A 16,448-nucleotide genomic window follows, 5' to 3' on the forward strand; every position below is an offset into this window, starting at 1 on the left:
TTCATATTTTCAACGGCAATTAGAAGGAAATAATCGGAAATAAGCGAAGCACTTAGTAAACATCATTTTTATCCCGTTCAAACACCGCCCAGCATAGCAACAAGAGGAGGATTCATCATGTTAGGAAGCCATAAAAAATTCGCCCAGCCTGCGCCCGGTTCTTACGGCGGCAACAGTCGCGTCGCTCCTTCTTTCCTGTCGATGGATAGTGCATCATTAGGCTATCTGGCGGAGCTTCGCCCCATTATCGAGAAAAACCTCGATCTGATCACGAACACGTTTTATCAGCGCCTGACTATGGTTCCCGAGGTGGAAGCCTTCATCCGTCAACACGCCACGATTGAACGCTTAAAAGGGACGCTGCGCGGTTTTTTGCAAACGCTATATGAACCAAAGATCACATCCGCTTACTTGGCGCATTTGCAACGCATCGGCGAAGTTCACAATCGGATCAAATTGCCGGCCGAGTGGTTTTTGCTGGCCACCGGGACCTTGAAACAAAGCATTTTGCCGTTCATTATTGACGCCTATCGGACTGACGCGCAACATCTGCGCAACGTCCTTGCCGCCTTCGATCAGATCGTACAGCTCGTTCAGGCCGAAGTCAATCAGTCCTTCATCAACTCCTATGCGAAAGAAATCGATAAAAAGGACGAACTGGAAGCGATGTTTCGCGAACAGGCTGCTACCGTCGCCCGCGTACAGGACGCCAGTCAAACGCTGGCCGCAACAGCTGAAGAAACCAGTGCTTCGGCTGCACAGATGGCCCACTCGGCCAAACAAATCAAGGAGGCCTCCGATCTGGCCCGCCAAGAAGCGGATCGCGCAAAAGCCGCTTCCACAACCGGCGAGCAGGAAAGCAAGGAAACCAGCGTCCAGGTTACGCAGATGATCGACGCTAACCAGGAAGCATTGAAAAAAGTGGCATCGCTCGAATCGACCTCCAAATCCGTCGCGATGATCGTCCAGACCATCACCGGCATCGCCAGTCAGACCAATTTGCTGGCGCTCAACGCCGCCATTGAAGCGGCGCGTGCCGGCGAAGCAGGACGCGGTTTCGCCGTCGTCGCCGAAGAAGTCCGCAAACTGGCCGAACAAAGCGGTAATGCCGCCAACGAAATCGTCGATCTGATCAAAAAGAACAATGACTCCACCAACGAAGTGGTCAGCAGCATGCGCGACCAGGCGGTCACGATGGAAACGGTCGGTCAGTCGGCGAAAAAAATGGCCGACAGTATGGCTTTGATTTCCACCTCGATTACCAGCAACTACAACCAGATGCAAAGCATCAACACGTCAGTCAGCTCACTGGCAACGACCTCGCATGAGATCGAAAACGCGTCGGAAGAAGTGGCTCGTGCAGCGACCAATCTGTCTTCCATGGTCGTTAAGTAAATATAAGAAAGAGGCTGTCGCCGCTGGAAACCCCAGCTGCGACAGCCTCTTTTTAGTTTTTTAACGTTCGCGATTAAAAGTTTTGGCATAATCGTTGCTTTGCTGACACAGCAGCATATACTGCTGGCGGATCTGATCGATGACGTCTCTGCGAATCTTGCAGTCCTGCGGCACCGTATCGAGGATGCCAGTCAGACGCTCCATTTCGTCGGCCACTTTGCGAACACCCTTAACCGTTTCTTTTGCACAATCCCGTTGCGTAAACATAAATCCATCATCCTTTCCATTAAGGAAATTTTTTTCTTCTGCCTTACTGTCATAACTAAATGAGCGTAAAACCGGAAACGATGGCTTTTACTGAAAATTGCAACTTTGCTATGTAATATAGATTCGCCTCATAGCGGCCGTCTTCCTCTTTCGCACAGAAATAAATTATCAGTCCCCGCTACTTTCATCGCGCAGCAAAAACAGACCGATGTAAAGCACTAGGGGTATCGTCTTGCGTAGCGCCGGCCCCTGCAAATCGCTCACGGTCCAGCCAATGGAAACCGCCCAGGCGGCCGGTCCAAGCCATTCGGCCCAGAGTGGAATTTTTTTCACCACTTCCTGAATCAAACGTTTGCCAAGTCCCTTGCCAATAAATCCGGCAATCGCAGTCAGCGCCAGATCCGCGATGATTTTTTCTACCACCTTGGAGCCAAAAAACTGCAGCAATAGCGGCGCTGATACGCGAAGCGCATTGCGTTTAAAAAAATCATTGATTTCTTCCTGCGGCACGCCGACGCCTGCTAAAACCTTACGCTGTTTGTCGCCGTCAAGGCTGGCAAAATGCTGACCGACATACGCTTTCACCAATTCCGTCAGCTTCGCCTCCTCGTCGCTAAAGAGCGGCAGCGCGATTTTCAGCGTACGTGCCACATCCTGAATCATTTCATCCCAGCTTACGCCCGGCTCCTGCCCAAGCGCCTTACGCGCCAAATAAGCAGCGTCCGCACTGCCGAGATAACGAATCTCTCGTTCCAAGACGCCGCAAAGTTCCTCTACCGCCGCCGTCGAGTGATCCACTTCCACGGCCAGCAGTTTTTCCTTCAAAACACGGCTATCCGCCAAACTCAGTCCATCGCTGATGACTTCAACCAAAAATCGATAATCGGCAAACGACATTCTGCGCAAAATTTCCTGCATCGGTAATACCTCCCCGTATACGGCTCTATCTAATGACAGTTAGCCGTCGGGCCTGGTAAATCCTGCTTATCTCCTTTTCATGCGCGCTTCGCTTTCACCATCTCTCATAACGGACGATTTCCTCGAGTGGTTTACGCGGCCGCGCAGCCGGATTTTCTGCGGCGTAGCCAAGCGTAAGAATGCCGACGACATATTTATCCGCCGGAATATGCAAAATCGGTCGGATCTCCTTTTGCGTAAACCAGGCAACCCAACACGTGGCCAGACCTAAATTGACCGCCTCAAGCATCATCTGCGTTATCGCGATCGACGTATCGCGTATGATTTGCTTCACTTCTTCCTCTGCGCTGTTTTCATCCACTTCGATCGCTACCTCTTCTTTTATTCGCGAACGAATGTCGGCCACGCAGACAATAAAGACCGGTGCGGATACCATCCATTTTTGCTGATTGGATACTTCCGCCAGTTTTTCCTTGCTCTCTTTTGACTTTACCACGATAAAACGCCATGGCTGCGTATTGCTGCCTGAAGGCGCCAGTCTGCCGCTTTCCAATAATTGAATGATCTTTTCCTCCTCAACCGCGTTATCCAGATAGTTTCTTACGCTTCTGCGCATTTTAATCTCTTCCATGCTGTTCACTTACCCCTTTCTTTTTTATCTTTTGCTAAAATTGCTGCAACCGACCTTTTTCAGCCTGCGCTTCTTGCTGACCTGATGCCCACCAGCCGATCGCACCCAGTACAGCCGGATAGAGCATGACCCAGCCGGTAAACAGGTACACCGCTACACAAACGGCCAACGACAGCGCGGCGCAAGATTGCCCGAAGCCCTTCGGCAGTAATTTTACCGCCGCCGCCATCGCAATGATGTAGAGCGCAATAAAGATTGCACTGGGAAATTGAATCAATTCCTTGATATCCCACTGAAAAAATTCTCCGGCCAGCAAAAGGGAAGCGGAAACCGGAAACAACAGGAGCAGCACGCGATGCGGCGTTTGATATTTCGGGTGCAATTCGGCAAACCAAGGCAAGAAAGCGCCTTCGCGCGCCTGCGCAAACACCAGTCGCGAAAAACCGGCCACATAAGTATGAATCGTCGCATAACAGGATGCCGCGCCGAGCAACGCAACCAGTAATCCTGCGCCGCGTCCCCATCCGCCTTCAACCATGCTGGCCAGCGCCGTCATCTTATCCGGCCCAAGATAAACGCCCGTTCCAACCGTGACCAGTGCCAACAGCAGGTACAAGCCATTGACAATCAACAGCGACCAGCCCAGACTAAGACGAATATCGCGCGCCGGGTCACGAAACTCTTCCGCCAGATGGCCAATCATCTCCCAGCCGACATAAGCCCAAAATAAAAGCGTCATCGCCACCCCGACCGGTTGCCATCCATGCGGCGCCATCGGCTGAAAAGCCTCCGCCCGAACATTCGGCATAGCCGTAAGCACCGCCGCCAGCAACACCAACGCAATCGCTCCGACAACCGCCATCTGAACCGCGCCGGAAATTTGAATGCCGCGGTAATTAAAACCGACCGCCAAGGCCAGCATCGCAAGCGCCAACCAGGTCACGCCGCTGCTGCCAAGTCCCAGATAACTGCCCAGATAATGCGCGCCAATCAGTGAAACAATCGGTGCGCCAAAAGGAACCGTGCCGAGAAACAACCAACCTGTCGCCGCACCGCAGCGTGCGCCGAATGCCTGTCTGGCGTACGCGGCGATGCCGCCCGCTTCCGGCCAGCGCGCCGCCAGTTTTGCCAGCGCGACCACCATCGGCACTGTCAGTACGCCCATCAAAAACCAGCTGACGAGTGAAGCCGGCCCCGCCAGCTCCGCAGCCAATACCGGCAGTACCAATATACCCGAGCCCAGCACCGCGCCGACCGTCATTGCGACGCCTTGCCGCCACGTGATGCTGCGTTTCAATTTTAGTTCCATCTTGACTCCTCCCGTCGCTGCCATTGTTTTTTCTGGAAATTCTTTGTCTTGTTTGTTATACTATCACAAAGCTTGCAATTCGGTATAATTGATTGTTTCAATGCACTACTTCATTTTTTTCGATACGAGGAGGTTTTTGAAATGGAACTGCGTCAGCTGAAAACCTTTGCGGCGATTGTCCGCTACGGCAGCTTCACCGCGGCAGCGCAAGCGCTTGATTATGCACAGTCGACCATCACCAGCCAGATTCAGGCGCTGGAAGCGCATCTCGACACCCGTTTATTCGAACGTCTCAACCGTCAGGCAAAACTCACACAGGCCGGTGAAACGCTCTATCTGTATGCCGAACGTTTGCTGCGTCTGGCCGATGAAACGGAAAATGCGCTGGCGGACGCCACGCTGCCGAAAGGACGCCTGGTGGTCGGCGTGCCCGAATCGCTCTGCGTCAATCGCCTGCCGACGCTCTTTAAGGAATACCAGTCCCTTTACAGCGCCGTCAACATCCAGCTTCGCTTCGACACCTGCTGCAACTTTCGCAGCGGACTGCGCAAGGGAGATATCGATATCGCGCTCCTGCTCGACGTTCCGCTCGACGAGCCCGATTTGGTCATCCAACCGCTCTTCGACGAGCCGATGGTTATCCTCGCCGCTCCGGAACATCCGCTGGCCAAGCGCAAACGCGTCACGCCAACCGATCTGAACGATCAGGCGCTCTTATTGACGGAAACAGGCTGCAGCTACCGCCGCCTCTTCGATCACATGCTCAGCTCCTATGCCGTGACGCCGCGCTCGATCCTTGAGATCGACAGCGTCGAAGTCCTGCGCCAGTTTGCCCTCAGCGGTCTTGGCCTTACCTTCCTCTCACGCCAACTGGTCAAAGACGATCTGGCGGACGGACGTCTGGTCGCACTCGCCTGGCAGGGACCTCCCTTTCCGATCCGCGCCCAACTGATCCATCACCGCGACAAATGGCTCTCCCCCGCTTTACAGGCGTTCCTCGCCCTGTTTCGCGAGCGCCTGACCGCCGCTGAATTCAAGAAATGAGAAAAGCCTGCGGCAAAATCTGCCGCAGGCTTCAGAGTGTAAACAATTGAAAAACAGAATACGATAACAGGAACAAATAGAAGAATTAAAGGAAACGACAACACGAAGAAGCGAAGCGGGCCGATACTATCGGCCCGGCGAGAAGAAAGGAAGAATTTAAAATCTCTTCCGCCCTTCCCTTCTTCGACTCTTCGTGTAAAAAACGTCTCACTTGATTTCGTTTTGTCGACAGTCTCAAGCCTGCAGCAAAATTTGCCGCAGGCTTTTCTTGTTTTATGATTCCCAGCGCACTTCCGCAAAACTGCGCCGTACGCCGCGCTTATATTGTACTTCTGGGTGACCGAACACCACCATGATGCCGCCGCGCAGATCGGGCTGAAAGCCGTATTTGCTGCGCAGCGCCTTGCTGGCCTTTAGAAGCGGCAAGACCGTACCGATCATGCAGGAGCCAAGTCCGAGCGACTCCGCCGCCAGCATCGCATACGTCGCCGTCACTTCCGCATCGGCCGGATCATTATACGCACCACCGTAAAAGAACATCGCCAGCGGCGCGCCGTACAAAAGAAAATCCTTGCCTTCCGCCTGCTGCTCCGCCAGATAATCCGCCGTCGGCAGCAGGAACGTCTCGATCAGTTCCTGCATCGCCTTGCCGCAAAACAAACGCCAAAGCAACGTCAGCGGCCACTCGAAGATCCAGCTCCACTTGTGCGCAAACGCGACGGCATCGGCAGCAAACGCAGCCACTTCCGCCCGGCCGTGAAACACCCTGACCTTGACGTCGGAAGGCGGAATGCCCATCGGCGCGGTCGCTGCGGCCGCCAGAATCTTATCGACCATTTCTTTCGACACCGGCCAATCACGATAGCGGCGTATGCTGCGCCGCGCCTCAAGTAACGCCAGCAATTGCTGATAATCCGCACGCTGCTCCGGCGGGTTCAGTTCAAAACGATCCTCCGGCGAAAGCTCGCGGCCATATATCTCAATGCAGTTTTGCGGGCAGACCGCCATGCACTGGCCGCAGCCGATGCAGCCGAACATGCGGTTCTGATTCACCATCACCCGCCCATCTTCCATATATAAAGGAGCGCCGCAACAGACCTGCACGCACTTGCCGCAACTGATGCAGGCCGCTTGGTCGATGCGAACCCGGGCCGTCCCCGTCGCCCGACCGGTCTTAATGGACATCGAACCGCCTCCTCGTACACAATCTACTTGTATAAAATTCTGTCAAAACAAGGAAACACCTGCCACACGTTAAAAAATTATGCTTTGTGCCAACGTTCTTTCAAGAAATTAAAAGAGTCTGCCGAATATTTTTCGACAGACTGTTTCTCTAGCAAACTCTATTCCTAAACAAAATCTCAAGCCATTTTCATTTTAAGCCATCATCGCTCTACTTTAATATAGACCAGACTTTTTTTCGCCGTCTCCATAATTTCTTCGCCGCTTAGATTTTTCCGATGCGCGTCTTTGTTCGGCAACGATATGCCGAGATTGTCGGCAAGATTCCGTATGTTGTTCTCCTTAACCGCAAAATTCACGTTCTGCGGCAGGATGCCGGCCTTATCGGCAAAATTCTTGCCCAGTGTTGCCGTGACGACGCCGACCACCTCGCCGCGTTCGTTCAGCAGCGGGCCGCCGCTATTGCCCGGTTGGATCGCGGCGCTGATCTGGCATTGACGGATGTCGCCATTGAACCCGTTTAGGCTGCTGATGATTCCATCGGTGATTTTCGGCGTGTTGCCAATCACATTCGACAGCGGGAAGCCCACCGCATAAATGCGCATGCCTTCCTTGATCTCTTTCGCATTGCCGAGCGGCAGCTGCGGCAGCTCCTCCATGACGGCGCCTACTTTCAAAAGAGCCAGGTCGCTGGCCATATCAATTCCGACGACAACCGCAGCCGCTTTTTTGCCGTTGCTGCAAAGCACCTCAATTTTTTTCGCATCTTTTATGACATGGTAATTCGTGACCGCAACCCCGTTCGCAACGAAAAAGCCGCTGCCGGAAACTGACGCCGCTGCCGCCCGAGATGCTTTTGCCTGGTAACCCGCCGCGATATCCATCAGGCGCGCATAAACCGAATTCGGTATGACAGCCTCCCACTCCGCCTGCGGGAAAGAACGTTCATCCACGACTTTGTTCTCGGCATCGTATGCCTTTTGGAAGAGCACCTTATAGCGGCTGTTGCCCGGTTGAAAAAGCAGCAACGCGACGCGCCTTGAAATAGCGCTATCCGGATTGGCGAATTTGCGCAACGACGCGACCAACACCCCGCTCTCATTGGCGCGGATGCTGGACTGCGAATAATAATAGCGGTCTCCGTCCTGCATCTGTGCATAGCTGACCCAAGCCGCATCTTCGGCATGTCCTTGCACCGGCAAAAATAAAAACAACACTGCGACAATCAGACTTCCGATTCTCTTACCCCACACTTTTGTAATCCCCCATTCTGCATCTCCTGCTGCATTTTGCAACGCTTGTCAAAAGCAATCATCTTTTATGTCTATAGAACAATCAATTCTAGCTGTTTTTTTCAATTTCCTCTCCGCAAAAAAAACAACTTACAAAAATTTTCTTTCCTTCCCAAACAAGCTATACTGTAAATAAACTATGTCTTTAAGGGAGAGGATTTATTTTGCGCCTTCATTTTTTTCTTCGAGTTTTCACCTTCTTTATGCTGCTCGCCTTGGCGACGCCAGCGGCTGCCAGCAGCCTGTCCGACGCATTGGCCAAATATCCGCCGAGCGCGTACGGCATCATTTACGGGGACATCGACGGCGACCGCATCGGCGCTCCTTTGGATTGGGTCGGCTTAAAGAAATATCCGGTCGAATCGCACGGCCTTTTTTCAGGCACCAATGATACCGAAAAAAACATCACCGTGTCCAGTTATTTCTTTGCGTTCGTCAAACCCGGCGACTATTTCATGAACGTCTTTAATATGAAGTTGTACGGCGGCGGCAGATCTTCGAATTTATCGACCAGCTACAAAGAACCGAAAGACGCAACTTCGCCGGCCTTGCGCCACGCAGTAGCGGGCAGTCTTTCCTACTGGGGCAGCATATATCTGGAGCAGACCAAAGCTTCGACCATGTTTTCCCACAGTGAATATGCCGTTCATTCTTTGGAGGTCAGCAACCGGCGCGAACTGCTGGCGCATCTGAAGATGGAAGCACAGGGAACCGCCTGGGAAAGCATCGTCAACAGCCAGCTTGGCAGCCCCAAGGCAGCGCCTGTCGCAAGCAGTCCGGCGACGCCGCCCGGCATTGGTGACAGTTCCGCGTCTGCAGCGCCTCCGAACGCGGGCGTCGTGCAGTGTAACGGCTTCTATGTTGTAAGCAATACATATTCCAACCTTACGATTTATTCTTATTACCGTTTTTTTGTAGACGGCAGCGTGACTGCTTACAGCAGCCCCCTGCAAGAGTCTTCCGGCGAGATTTTTGCCAAACTGGCCAGTGCGCCATCCGGGCGCGGCAATTACAGCATCGAGAATGACGTCGCCAAATTCAGCCTGGCTTATCCAAAAGGAAAAGTCGACTACACCGCTTTGCCGGACGGCGACAGACTATCGATGAAAAGCCACAGCTACATCAACAACACTGACGGCGTCTTCTCCTGCCGTTTTGTTCCGGTCAATTAAACGTTTCAGTTGATTCGATTCATTACACACAAAAGCGAAAAGCAGGTACAGCATAATCTGTGCCTGCTTTTTTCTTTTCAAATACTCCTCTCCCGTAAAAGCTTCCTTTCATTAAAAATTCACGTAATTTCAAATCTCCACTAGCTTTGCACCTTTAGCTCCACCTGCGCAGCCTCTGCCGGACGCAGCAACGGCAAATCATATTTGCGCCGCAGACGGTATTTGTAGAACAACTGAAACGCTGTTTTAACATCTATAATGTATAACCATACCCAAACAAAATAGGCCAACACGATCAAGCCGTTAATGCCCAGCATTTTTTTCAGCATGATTTGCGTCGCCACTCCTCCTACCGCCAGAACATATGTCACGCGCACCAGTACACTCATTTTTCGTTTCGGATCATCCAGCCGTTGCAATTCGCCTCGTTTCAAATCCCGTTCGCAACCAGCCAAATCCCTATAAACAAGCACGATTCCTGCTCCAGCCAGCACCGGCGCAACAATCGGCAACGGCCAGCCTAATCCGCCGCATAATAGATCCACGCTTACGAGATAGGCCCCCCCCGCCCAAGAACAAGTCCGCAACGCCACAGTATAATTCATGATAACGGCAATATCGCTCGCGCTGACAATAATAAAAGAGCAGCCCGATCAGCGGGATGAATATCCACGCCGCCGTCAGGATCAGTTTAATCCAATCCCATTGCAGTGTCACGACATAAAGCATCGGCCCCCATACGATTATAGACAATGCGTATGAACATATTTCCCTAACGATCACTTTTGAATTTTCTTGCGTATAGTTTGCGGCAAGTTGTTTTTGTTCATCCACTTTATTCACCTGCTTCGATAAGAGTTCTTGGAATCAGGCTTGCGCCAGCGTTAAAATCGACTTATTACTTTTCGCAGCGATACTCTTCATTTTCAAGCTATTCGCCGACTATACCCTGTTTTTATTGAAACAATCCTACTGTCTGTTTTCAAGAGAAGCTCCTGTCAACTTCATAACAACCTCTACGGTTGCCAGGTAATGCGATAACTGACTTGCGCCGCTTCCGTATCATAGACGACCAAGAGCTCACAGTCCCCTTTTCCCTCCAGAACCTTCTTACTAAATATCATTTTTTCTTTACCGGTTTGCCGCTCCCCCCCTATGCGCGTCCAGCCGTTGTTTGTTGCGAGCCGCGAAAATTCTGCAAAGATTTCTTTACTGTCCGCATTGGTCGAATAAATGTTTTCCACATAAGCCGGTTTTTCAACGTACTTATAGTTCCATTCTATTTCATTCATCTTAAAAAAAGTCGGTATCTTATCAAAAGGTCTCATTTCCTTTATAATTACGCTTTTCGCGTTCGATTGTCTTTGGTACTCTTTCGGTTCGAATTGACCGCCATTCGGCAACACCGCCGCCAGCAAAAAGCCGATTGCCGTCAGCAATATCCAGTTTTTCAACAGCTTCATGGTTCCTTCCTTTCTCATGCCTCTCGCTGAAAATTCTTGAGGTCTTGCATACTGTTAAAAATCAACTTATTACTTTTCGCAGCGATACTCTTCATTTTATAAAATATCAAGCCTTGCGCTTGCGCCTGCTTCACACTTCGCTTTTCAAATACTGCATAAGTCTCGTTCGTCCTATATGTCCATATTGCACACGCTGGCTGTTTTTCATATCTCCCATCATTATAAATAATATTTTTTCATCTCGCACCGTCGTTTCGCTACCCGAGCTATCCTTTTCCAAATATTAACTTACCATAACTGTTTTGACTTGCCTAGTTTTTTTAAGTAAGAAAACGTTTTCCCTCTTTTTTTACGGGAAAAATAAAAAACTGCCTCATCCTACGATGGGCAGACAATTTGTCTTTGCGCTCTGCTGCGAAAAGAAAGTGAGCCTCGCTTCAAAAGCCAGGCCCACTTTCTTTCCTCTTTCAGTTTCCGAACAGTTCCGCGCCTGACAGGCGCAGCGTCGTTTCTTCCTCGCCCGGATTGAACAGCGTCACGACCAAATCCGGCGTGCCCTGCGGCGGAATGCGCACGGCCCAGATCGCCATCGTGCGGGCTTTTTTCAGCGTGCTGCCGCTGCGCAGCAGACTGTTGTCAGGACCGGCGTTTTGATCGCGACTGATGCGCAGAAAATCGCTTACTTGATATGGCGTCCTGTTTTCTGCAAGCAACTGTCCGATCCGCTCATAGCGCGTCCGGCTGCTTTCGCCGATTTGCTGGTTCAGTTCCAAAAACGATTCGTCCAGATAGTGGTTGGTATGTGTCAGCACGCCGTTTCTTGCCCGCTGTACCGCATAGCGCCCGCCGGGCGCCAGTTCGATCACCGCCGTTTCCTGCCGGTCGGCCAGCAAGAGGTATTCGACGCCGCGCAGCCATTCTTCATGCTGCAAGACTTCAGCAACGCTGGAGCATTCGCGCAGCAAGCGGCTGGTCAGCCCCGGCGTATGCGGTTCCTGCTGCCTCGTTTCGCGCGTGACGACGCTTGCCGTCGCCGTGACGATGCTCAAGCCCTGATCGTTAAGACCGGCTTTAAGCCCCGGTTCGTTGCCGCCTACCGCGAACAGGCCCCAATAAGCGTGGCCGCCTTTCGGCCGCACCAGCTTGACTTCCTGCCGATGGTTCGGCAGCCAGTCGCGGTTCTTAACGAGCAGCGTGCCGCCGCCCGCCGCGCTGCTGCCGGCCGCCGACCAGAGCGTACAGGCCTGCGCAGTCGGCGCAAGGCTGAGGCAAAGACCGGTCAATAGCAGTACGATTTGTTTTCGCACACGGCAGCCTCCTTGCTTTCCAATTCACTTGCTTTCATTTTTCGCTGCGGCGCTTATTTTCCCCTTCCAGCCTGCGGCAAAATGAAGAAGACTTTTCAGCCAACCGCTAACCGGATGCTTTTCAAAATGCAAGAAGATAATCGGAATCACGATCAAGGTAAAGAACGTTGACGAGAGCAAACCGCCGATCAAAACCCATGCCATACTGACGCGCGTTTCCGAACCGGAGGTCATCGCAAGCGCAGTCGGCAGCATGCCGACAACCATCGTCAGCGTCGTCATGAAAATCGGTTTCAGCCTTGTCTTGCCCGCCTCGATGATCGCTTCGCCGGCCGTCTTGCCTTCCTGCATCAGCGTCAGCGTATAGTCGAGCAGCAGCGTGCCGTTTTTCGCGACCAGACCGTCCATGACCAGCACGCCGATCAACGAGTACAAGTTGATCGTATTGCGCGTGATCGCCAGGAAGAGCAACGAACCGATCAAGCCGAGCGGCAGCGAAAACATCCGGATGACCGGCGTCGAGATCGATTCGTACAGGATCGCCAGAAGCATGTAGACCAGGATCAGCGACAAGCCGAGCGCCTGCGCCATTTCGCCAAAGGTGTTCTTCATGTTGTCCGCTTGTCCGGTGAAGCGATAGCTTACGCCCGGCCCCAAATCTTCCGGCTTGATCGTGCTGCTGATTTCCGCCAGCACTTCCTGCAGCGGCCGGTCGGTGATATTGGCCGCCAGGTTGATCGATTCCTGCTTATCGACGCGCCGCAGCAAAACCGGCCCTACGCCGTCTTCGACTTTGGCAACGTCATTGAGGCGTACCAAGCCTTTGCTCGATTGCACCGGAATCGATTGAATATCAGAAGCCTTGAAGCCATCGCTGCCTTTCAAGCGCACGTAAATTTTCGTGTCCTGGTTGTCATTGTTCGGGTCCTGCGTCAGATAGCCGGCCTGTATGCCCGATATCGCACCGCTGAAGACGCTGTTGACGTCGTTGACTGTCGTGTTGAAAAAGCGCATCCGTTCCCGGTCGACGCTGATGCGAAGTTCCGGCGAACCTTCGCTGTAGGAACTGCGGATATCTTTGACGCCTTTCATTTTGCCGAGCAGCTCCTGCATCCGGTAGGATGCCTTGACGATATTATCGAGATTGTTGCCGCGAATTTCGATCTGCACCGGAGCGGTATTCGGCCCGCCGCCGCTACCGCCACCTCCGCCAGAGACGCCGGCAATCGACGACTGCGACTCGCTGACCTGCGCAATCGCCTTGCTCTGGTTAGCTTTCAGATATTGCCGCACCTGATCTGTGATTTCCCAGATGCTGCGGCTGCGCTCCTTGCGGTCAAGCAATTGGACGCTAACGCCGCCATAATTGCCTGCCGGAGAACCGACGCTTGACAGATAATTCGTCACTTCCGGAATCGTCGTCAGATATTGTTCCACTTCGGCAACGGCCAGATTAGTCTGATCGATGTTCTGCCCGACCGGGAATTGAAGATTGATCCGGAAACTGCCTTCGTCGCTCTTCGGCATGTATTCCGCACCGATGATCCCGGTTGGAATCAGAGCTACCGAGGCAACGAAGATCACCAGCACTGCGGCAACCACTTTTTTACTGTGCTGCAGACTCCATTTCAAAAGACTTTCATACTTACGGATCGCCGACTCTTCCATATGGGCCATGAAGTCCCAGACCTTGCCGGTAGGTTCCTGCAACCCGTTCTTGAAAAGACGCGACGCCAGCATCGGCGTGAGCGTGAAGGAGATCGCCAGCGAACAAAGCGTTGCGAAAACGATCGTCAGGCCAAACTGACGGAAATACTGTCCGGTCATCCCGGTCATGAACGCGATCGGCATAAATACGACGACGTCGCAGAGCGTGATTGCGATTGCGGCCATGCCGATTTCATTTCGCCCGTCTTCCGCGGCCCGTGCGGAATCTTTACCCATCGCCAAATGACGGTGGATATTCTCGAGTACCACGATCGAATCGTCGACTAAAATCCCGATGCAGAGCGCCATGCCCATCAAGGACATCATATTGAACGTAAAACCGGCGATGTACATCACGAAGAAAGTCGAAATCAGCGAGGTCGGAATCGCGACCAGCACCGCCACGGTTGAGCGCCAGCCGCGCAAGAACAGGTACAGCACCAGACTGGTCGTGATCAAGCCTTCGATCAAGGCTTCCAGCGTATTGTGCAATGAGTTCTCGACGAACTGCGAGGCGTCCGTTACCACGACAAATTTATAGTCGGGATATTCTTCTGCGAGGCTTTTCAGCTGCGCCTTCGTTTCTTTCGCGGTGTCGACCAGATTGGCGTCACTGTTCTTATAAACCGTCAGTGATATGACGTCCTGACCATTGGTGCGGGCATAGCGACTGACGCGCGCATCCTGTTCCTTGATCGTCGCCAGGCTCGTCAAAGGGATATTGACGCCTTTGCTATTCGTGACGTGAATCGTAGCCAATTCTTCGGGCGATTTGTACTGCGCCATCAAACGGACATTGGTTTCGCTGCGGTCATTAAAGACCGATCCGGCAGGCGTTAAGATATTTTCCTGTTGAATACGGCTGGCAACCTGATTAAGCGCGATATTGAAAAAAGACAGCCGGTCCTTTTCAATCTCCACCGCCACTTCCTTATCACGCCCGCCGTACATAGCGACGTCCGACACGCCGCCTGCGCGCTGCAGTCGTTCGACGAACACGTCATTGGCGACGCTGTAGACTTCGGAAAGCGGTTTGTCGGCAATCACCGATATTTCCATGATCGGCGCGGCGTTAACGTCGCGTTTCATTACGACCGGTTGTTGAATGCCGGTCGGCAGCCGATTGAGCGCCGAATTGACGTACTGCGTCGCATTGATGGCCGACGTATCGACGTTCGCCCAGAATTCAAATTCCAGTGTGATTTGTGCTTTTTCCGGCCGCGCGATCGCCGTCATGTGCTTAAGATTGGAAAGGGAGGACAAGGAGTTCTCTAGCGGCTTGATGACCGTCTGTTCAATCTCCTCGGTACCTGCGCCGGGATAATTGACCGATACCGTCACATACGGCACGTTGATCGCCGGCAGCAGTTCGACGCCGATGCGGTAAAAACTGAACAGGCCGAGCACGACAAAGAGCATTACGATCATCGAAATGCCGATTGGTTTTTGGATCGAGAAACGGGTAATGTTCACTGCCCGTCACCCCGGCTTTCGAGCGTCACGCTGTTTGGCACGATGACCATGCCCGGCCGCAGACGCGCCAGATTGTTGACCGCGACTTGTTCTCCGTCTACCAGACCATTGATGATCTCGACGTTTTGGTCGCCGCGTGCGCCGACTTCGACAACGCGCTGTTCCACTTTATTTTCTTCGCCCAAAACAAAGACATACGATTTGCCGTTTTTATCGAGTACCGCATCTTTCGGTACGACGACAACATTTTCGCGCAGCAGTGCGTTAATGACCGTGCGGGCAAACATGCCGCTTTTTACCGCCGGATCCGGCTGGGTTAGCGCGATGCGCAGGCTGAATGCCATGCTGGTCGCATCGCTGGCCGGGCTGATATAGATGACTTTTCCCGGCAAACGTTTGCCCAGCGATTCCAGCTGCACTTCGACCGGCATGCCGACCGTGATCGCCGCCAAGTCCTGTTCCGATACCTGACAATCGACATAAATATTGCTGTTATCAACAATACTTAATAACTTTTGCCCCGCCTGCACCAGATTTCCGACTTCCACTTGACGGTAACCGATCATGCCGCTGCGCGGCGCACGCAGAATCAGATCGTCGCGCTGTTTTTCCACCGCACTAACCGTACGCTGCGCTTTTACCGCTGCCGCCTGCGAGGATTGTATGCTGGCCGCTACGCCGCCGTTGATCTGATTGGCCAGCGCATCCATGACGCCTTTCGCGTCGGCTACCTGTTGCTGATTCGTGTCCAGTTGTTCGCGCGATACCGCGCCGACTTCGTACAGCGTCTTGTAGCGTTCATAGCCCGCCACGGCACGCAGATAGTCCGCTTTCGCGCGATCAAGATTAGCATAGAACGTCGCCTGCGTCGTGAGCGCATCGGAGCTTGCCTGCTGATACGCCGCCTGATTCTGCTGGATTGCGATCTCCGCATCGCCGGTATCTTGAATAATCAAAACTTGTCCGGCTTCCACCCGTTGTCCAAGCAACGCCTGAACCGAAACGACCTTGCCCTGGTATTTCGCGGCAATGTCGATCTGCGCTTCCGGCACCGTTTGGCCGGTCAGGGAAATGCGTTTGAGTAAATTCGTGTGGCCGACCGCCATTACGTCTACCGTCGTCTGCTGTTTTCCGTTCTGCTGCGGTTTGGCCGCCGACTGAATGCGCTGCGCGATCGTCAAACCGCCGCACAGCAGTACGACAACGGCGCAGATCGCCGTCAGCTTGAGCCGCTTCTTATTTTGCAAAAGATGTAATAATTTCGCTTTCATTTGCCAGCACTCCTCTT

14 protein-coding genes are annotated in these 16,448 nt (G+C 52.9%); 3 read left to right on the forward strand and 11 right to left on the reverse strand.

Annotation, left to right across the window (positions count from 1 at the left end; all coding sequences use genetic code 11):
* The first annotated feature begins 117 nt into the window (after nt 1-117).
* A complete protein-coding gene (locus QTL79_RS04685) occupies nt 118-1,395 on the forward strand; it encodes a methyl-accepting chemotaxis protein (protein WP_346353789.1) in 1,278 nt (425 codons plus the stop codon).
* A 60-nt stretch (nt 1,396-1,455) separates the two neighbouring features.
* On the opposite strand, the gene QTL79_RS04690 is transcribed toward QTL79_RS04685, so the two are convergent.
* The 4 genes from QTL79_RS04690 to QTL79_RS04705 all read right to left on the reverse strand — a co-directional run bounded on the left by QTL79_RS04690 (nt 1,456) and on the right by QTL79_RS04705 (nt 4,520).
* A complete protein-coding gene (locus QTL79_RS04690; protein ID WP_346353790.1) occupies nt 1,456-1,662 on the reverse strand; it encodes a hypothetical protein in 207 nt (68 codons plus the stop codon).
* Between the two features lie 168 nt (nt 1,663-1,830).
* On the reverse strand, nt 1,831-2,580 hold the full coding sequence (locus tag QTL79_RS04695; RefSeq protein WP_346353791.1) for a hypothetical protein: 750 nt from the start codon (nt 2,578-2,580) through the stop codon (nt 1,831-1,833).
* 94 nt (nt 2,581-2,674) lie between these two features.
* Nucleotides 2,675-3,211 carry a nitroreductase family protein gene (locus QTL79_RS04700; RefSeq protein ID WP_346353792.1) on the reverse strand — a complete coding sequence of 179 codons (537 nt, stop codon included), beginning with the start codon at nt 3,209-3,211 and terminating at the stop codon, nt 2,675-2,677.
* A 34-nt stretch (nt 3,212-3,245) separates the two neighbouring features.
* Nucleotides 3,246-4,520, reverse strand: a complete 1,275-nt coding sequence (locus QTL79_RS04705) for an APC family permease (RefSeq protein ID WP_346353793.1) — start codon at nt 4,518-4,520, stop codon at nt 3,246-3,248.
* A 141-nt stretch (nt 4,521-4,661) separates the two neighbouring features.
* Between QTL79_RS04705 and QTL79_RS04710 the strand changes: the two genes are divergently transcribed.
* A complete protein-coding gene (locus QTL79_RS04710; RefSeq protein ID WP_346353794.1) occupies nt 4,662-5,564 on the forward strand; it encodes a LysR family transcriptional regulator in 903 nt (300 codons plus the stop codon).
* Nucleotides 5,565-5,837: 273 nt separating this feature from the next.
* Here the strand turns inward: QTL79_RS04710 and QTL79_RS04715 are convergent, their stop codons facing one another.
* Nucleotides 5,838-6,749 (reverse strand): nitroreductase family protein, encoded by a 912-nt coding sequence (locus QTL79_RS04715; protein ID WP_346353795.1) that lies wholly within the window; start codon nt 6,747-6,749, stop codon nt 5,838-5,840.
* Between the two features lie 200 nt (nt 6,750-6,949).
* A complete protein-coding gene (locus QTL79_RS04720) occupies nt 6,950-7,999 on the reverse strand; it encodes a S1C family serine protease (protein WP_346353796.1) in 1,050 nt (349 codons plus the stop codon).
* Between the two features lie 203 nt (nt 8,000-8,202).
* On the opposite strand from QTL79_RS04720, the gene QTL79_RS04725 reads away from it, so the two are divergent.
* Nucleotides 8,203-9,210, forward strand: a complete 1,008-nt coding sequence (locus tag QTL79_RS04725; protein WP_346353797.1) for a hypothetical protein — start codon at nt 8,203-8,205, stop codon at nt 9,208-9,210.
* Nucleotides 9,211-9,350: 140 nt separating this feature from the next.
* Here the strand turns inward: QTL79_RS04725 and QTL79_RS04730 are convergent, their stop codons facing one another.
* The 5 genes from QTL79_RS04730 to QTL79_RS04750 all read right to left on the reverse strand — a co-directional run bounded on the left by QTL79_RS04730 (nt 9,351) and on the right by QTL79_RS04750 (nt 16,431).
* Nucleotides 9,351-9,755, reverse strand: a complete 405-nt coding sequence (locus tag QTL79_RS04730; RefSeq protein WP_346353798.1) for a hypothetical protein — start codon at nt 9,753-9,755, stop codon at nt 9,351-9,353.
* 471 nt (nt 9,756-10,226) lie between these two features.
* Nucleotides 10,227-10,673, reverse strand: a complete 447-nt coding sequence (locus tag QTL79_RS04735) for a hypothetical protein (RefSeq protein ID WP_346353799.1) — start codon at nt 10,671-10,673, stop codon at nt 10,227-10,229.
* A 467-nt stretch (nt 10,674-11,140) separates the two neighbouring features.
* Nucleotides 11,141-11,980, reverse strand: a complete 840-nt coding sequence (locus QTL79_RS04740) for a C45 family autoproteolytic acyltransferase/hydrolase (RefSeq protein WP_346353800.1) — start codon at nt 11,978-11,980, stop codon at nt 11,141-11,143.
* Nucleotides 11,981-12,004: 24 nt separating this feature from the next.
* Nucleotides 12,005-15,160: an efflux RND transporter permease subunit gene (locus QTL79_RS04745; RefSeq protein WP_346353801.1), complete on the reverse strand. Its 3,156-nt coding sequence runs from the start codon at nt 15,158-15,160 to the stop codon at nt 12,005-12,007.
* A complete protein-coding gene (locus QTL79_RS04750) occupies nt 15,157-16,431 on the reverse strand; it encodes an efflux RND transporter periplasmic adaptor subunit (protein WP_346353802.1) in 1,275 nt (424 codons plus the stop codon). The genes QTL79_RS04745 and QTL79_RS04750 overlap by 4 nt, the downstream gene beginning before the upstream one ends.
* Nucleotides 16,432-16,448: the final 17 nt, after the last annotated feature.

Origin of the sequence: Azotosporobacter soli, assembly GCF_030542965.1 — a bacterium.
Lineage (GTDB): Bacteria > Bacillota > Negativicutes > SG130 > SG130 > Azotosporobacter > Azotosporobacter soli.

Excerpts from the sequence above, each read along its gene's own strand:
- QTL79_RS04685 (WP_346353789.1), top strand. The coding sequence starts at position 118 with ATGTTAGGAAGCCATAAAAAATTCGCCCAGCCTGCGCCCGGTTCTTAC.
- QTL79_RS04690 (WP_346353790.1), bottom strand. The coding sequence starts at position 1,662 with ATGTTTACGCAACGGGATTGTGCAAAAGAAACGGTTAAGGGTGTTCGC.
- QTL79_RS04695 (WP_346353791.1), bottom strand. The coding sequence starts at position 2,580 with ATGCAGGAAATTTTGCGCAGAATGTCGTTTGCCGATTATCGATTTTTG.
- QTL79_RS04700 (WP_346353792.1), bottom strand. The coding sequence starts at position 3,211 with ATGGAAGAGATTAAAATGCGCAGAAGCGTAAGAAACTATCTGGATAAC.
- QTL79_RS04705 (WP_346353793.1), bottom strand. The coding sequence starts at position 4,520 with ATGGAACTAAAATTGAAACGCAGCATCACGTGGCGGCAAGGCGTCGCA.
- QTL79_RS04710 (WP_346353794.1), top strand. The coding sequence starts at position 4,662 with ATGGAACTGCGTCAGCTGAAAACCTTTGCGGCGATTGTCCGCTACGGC.
- QTL79_RS04715 (WP_346353795.1), bottom strand. The coding sequence starts at position 6,749 with ATGTCCATTAAGACCGGTCGGGCGACGGGGACGGCCCGGGTTCGCATC.
- QTL79_RS04735 (WP_346353799.1), bottom strand. The coding sequence starts at position 10,673 with ATGAAGCTGTTGAAAAACTGGATATTGCTGACGGCAATCGGCTTTTTG.
- QTL79_RS04750 (WP_346353802.1), bottom strand. The coding sequence starts at position 16,431 with ATGAAAGCGAAATTATTACATCTTTTGCAAAATAAGAAGCGGCTCAAG.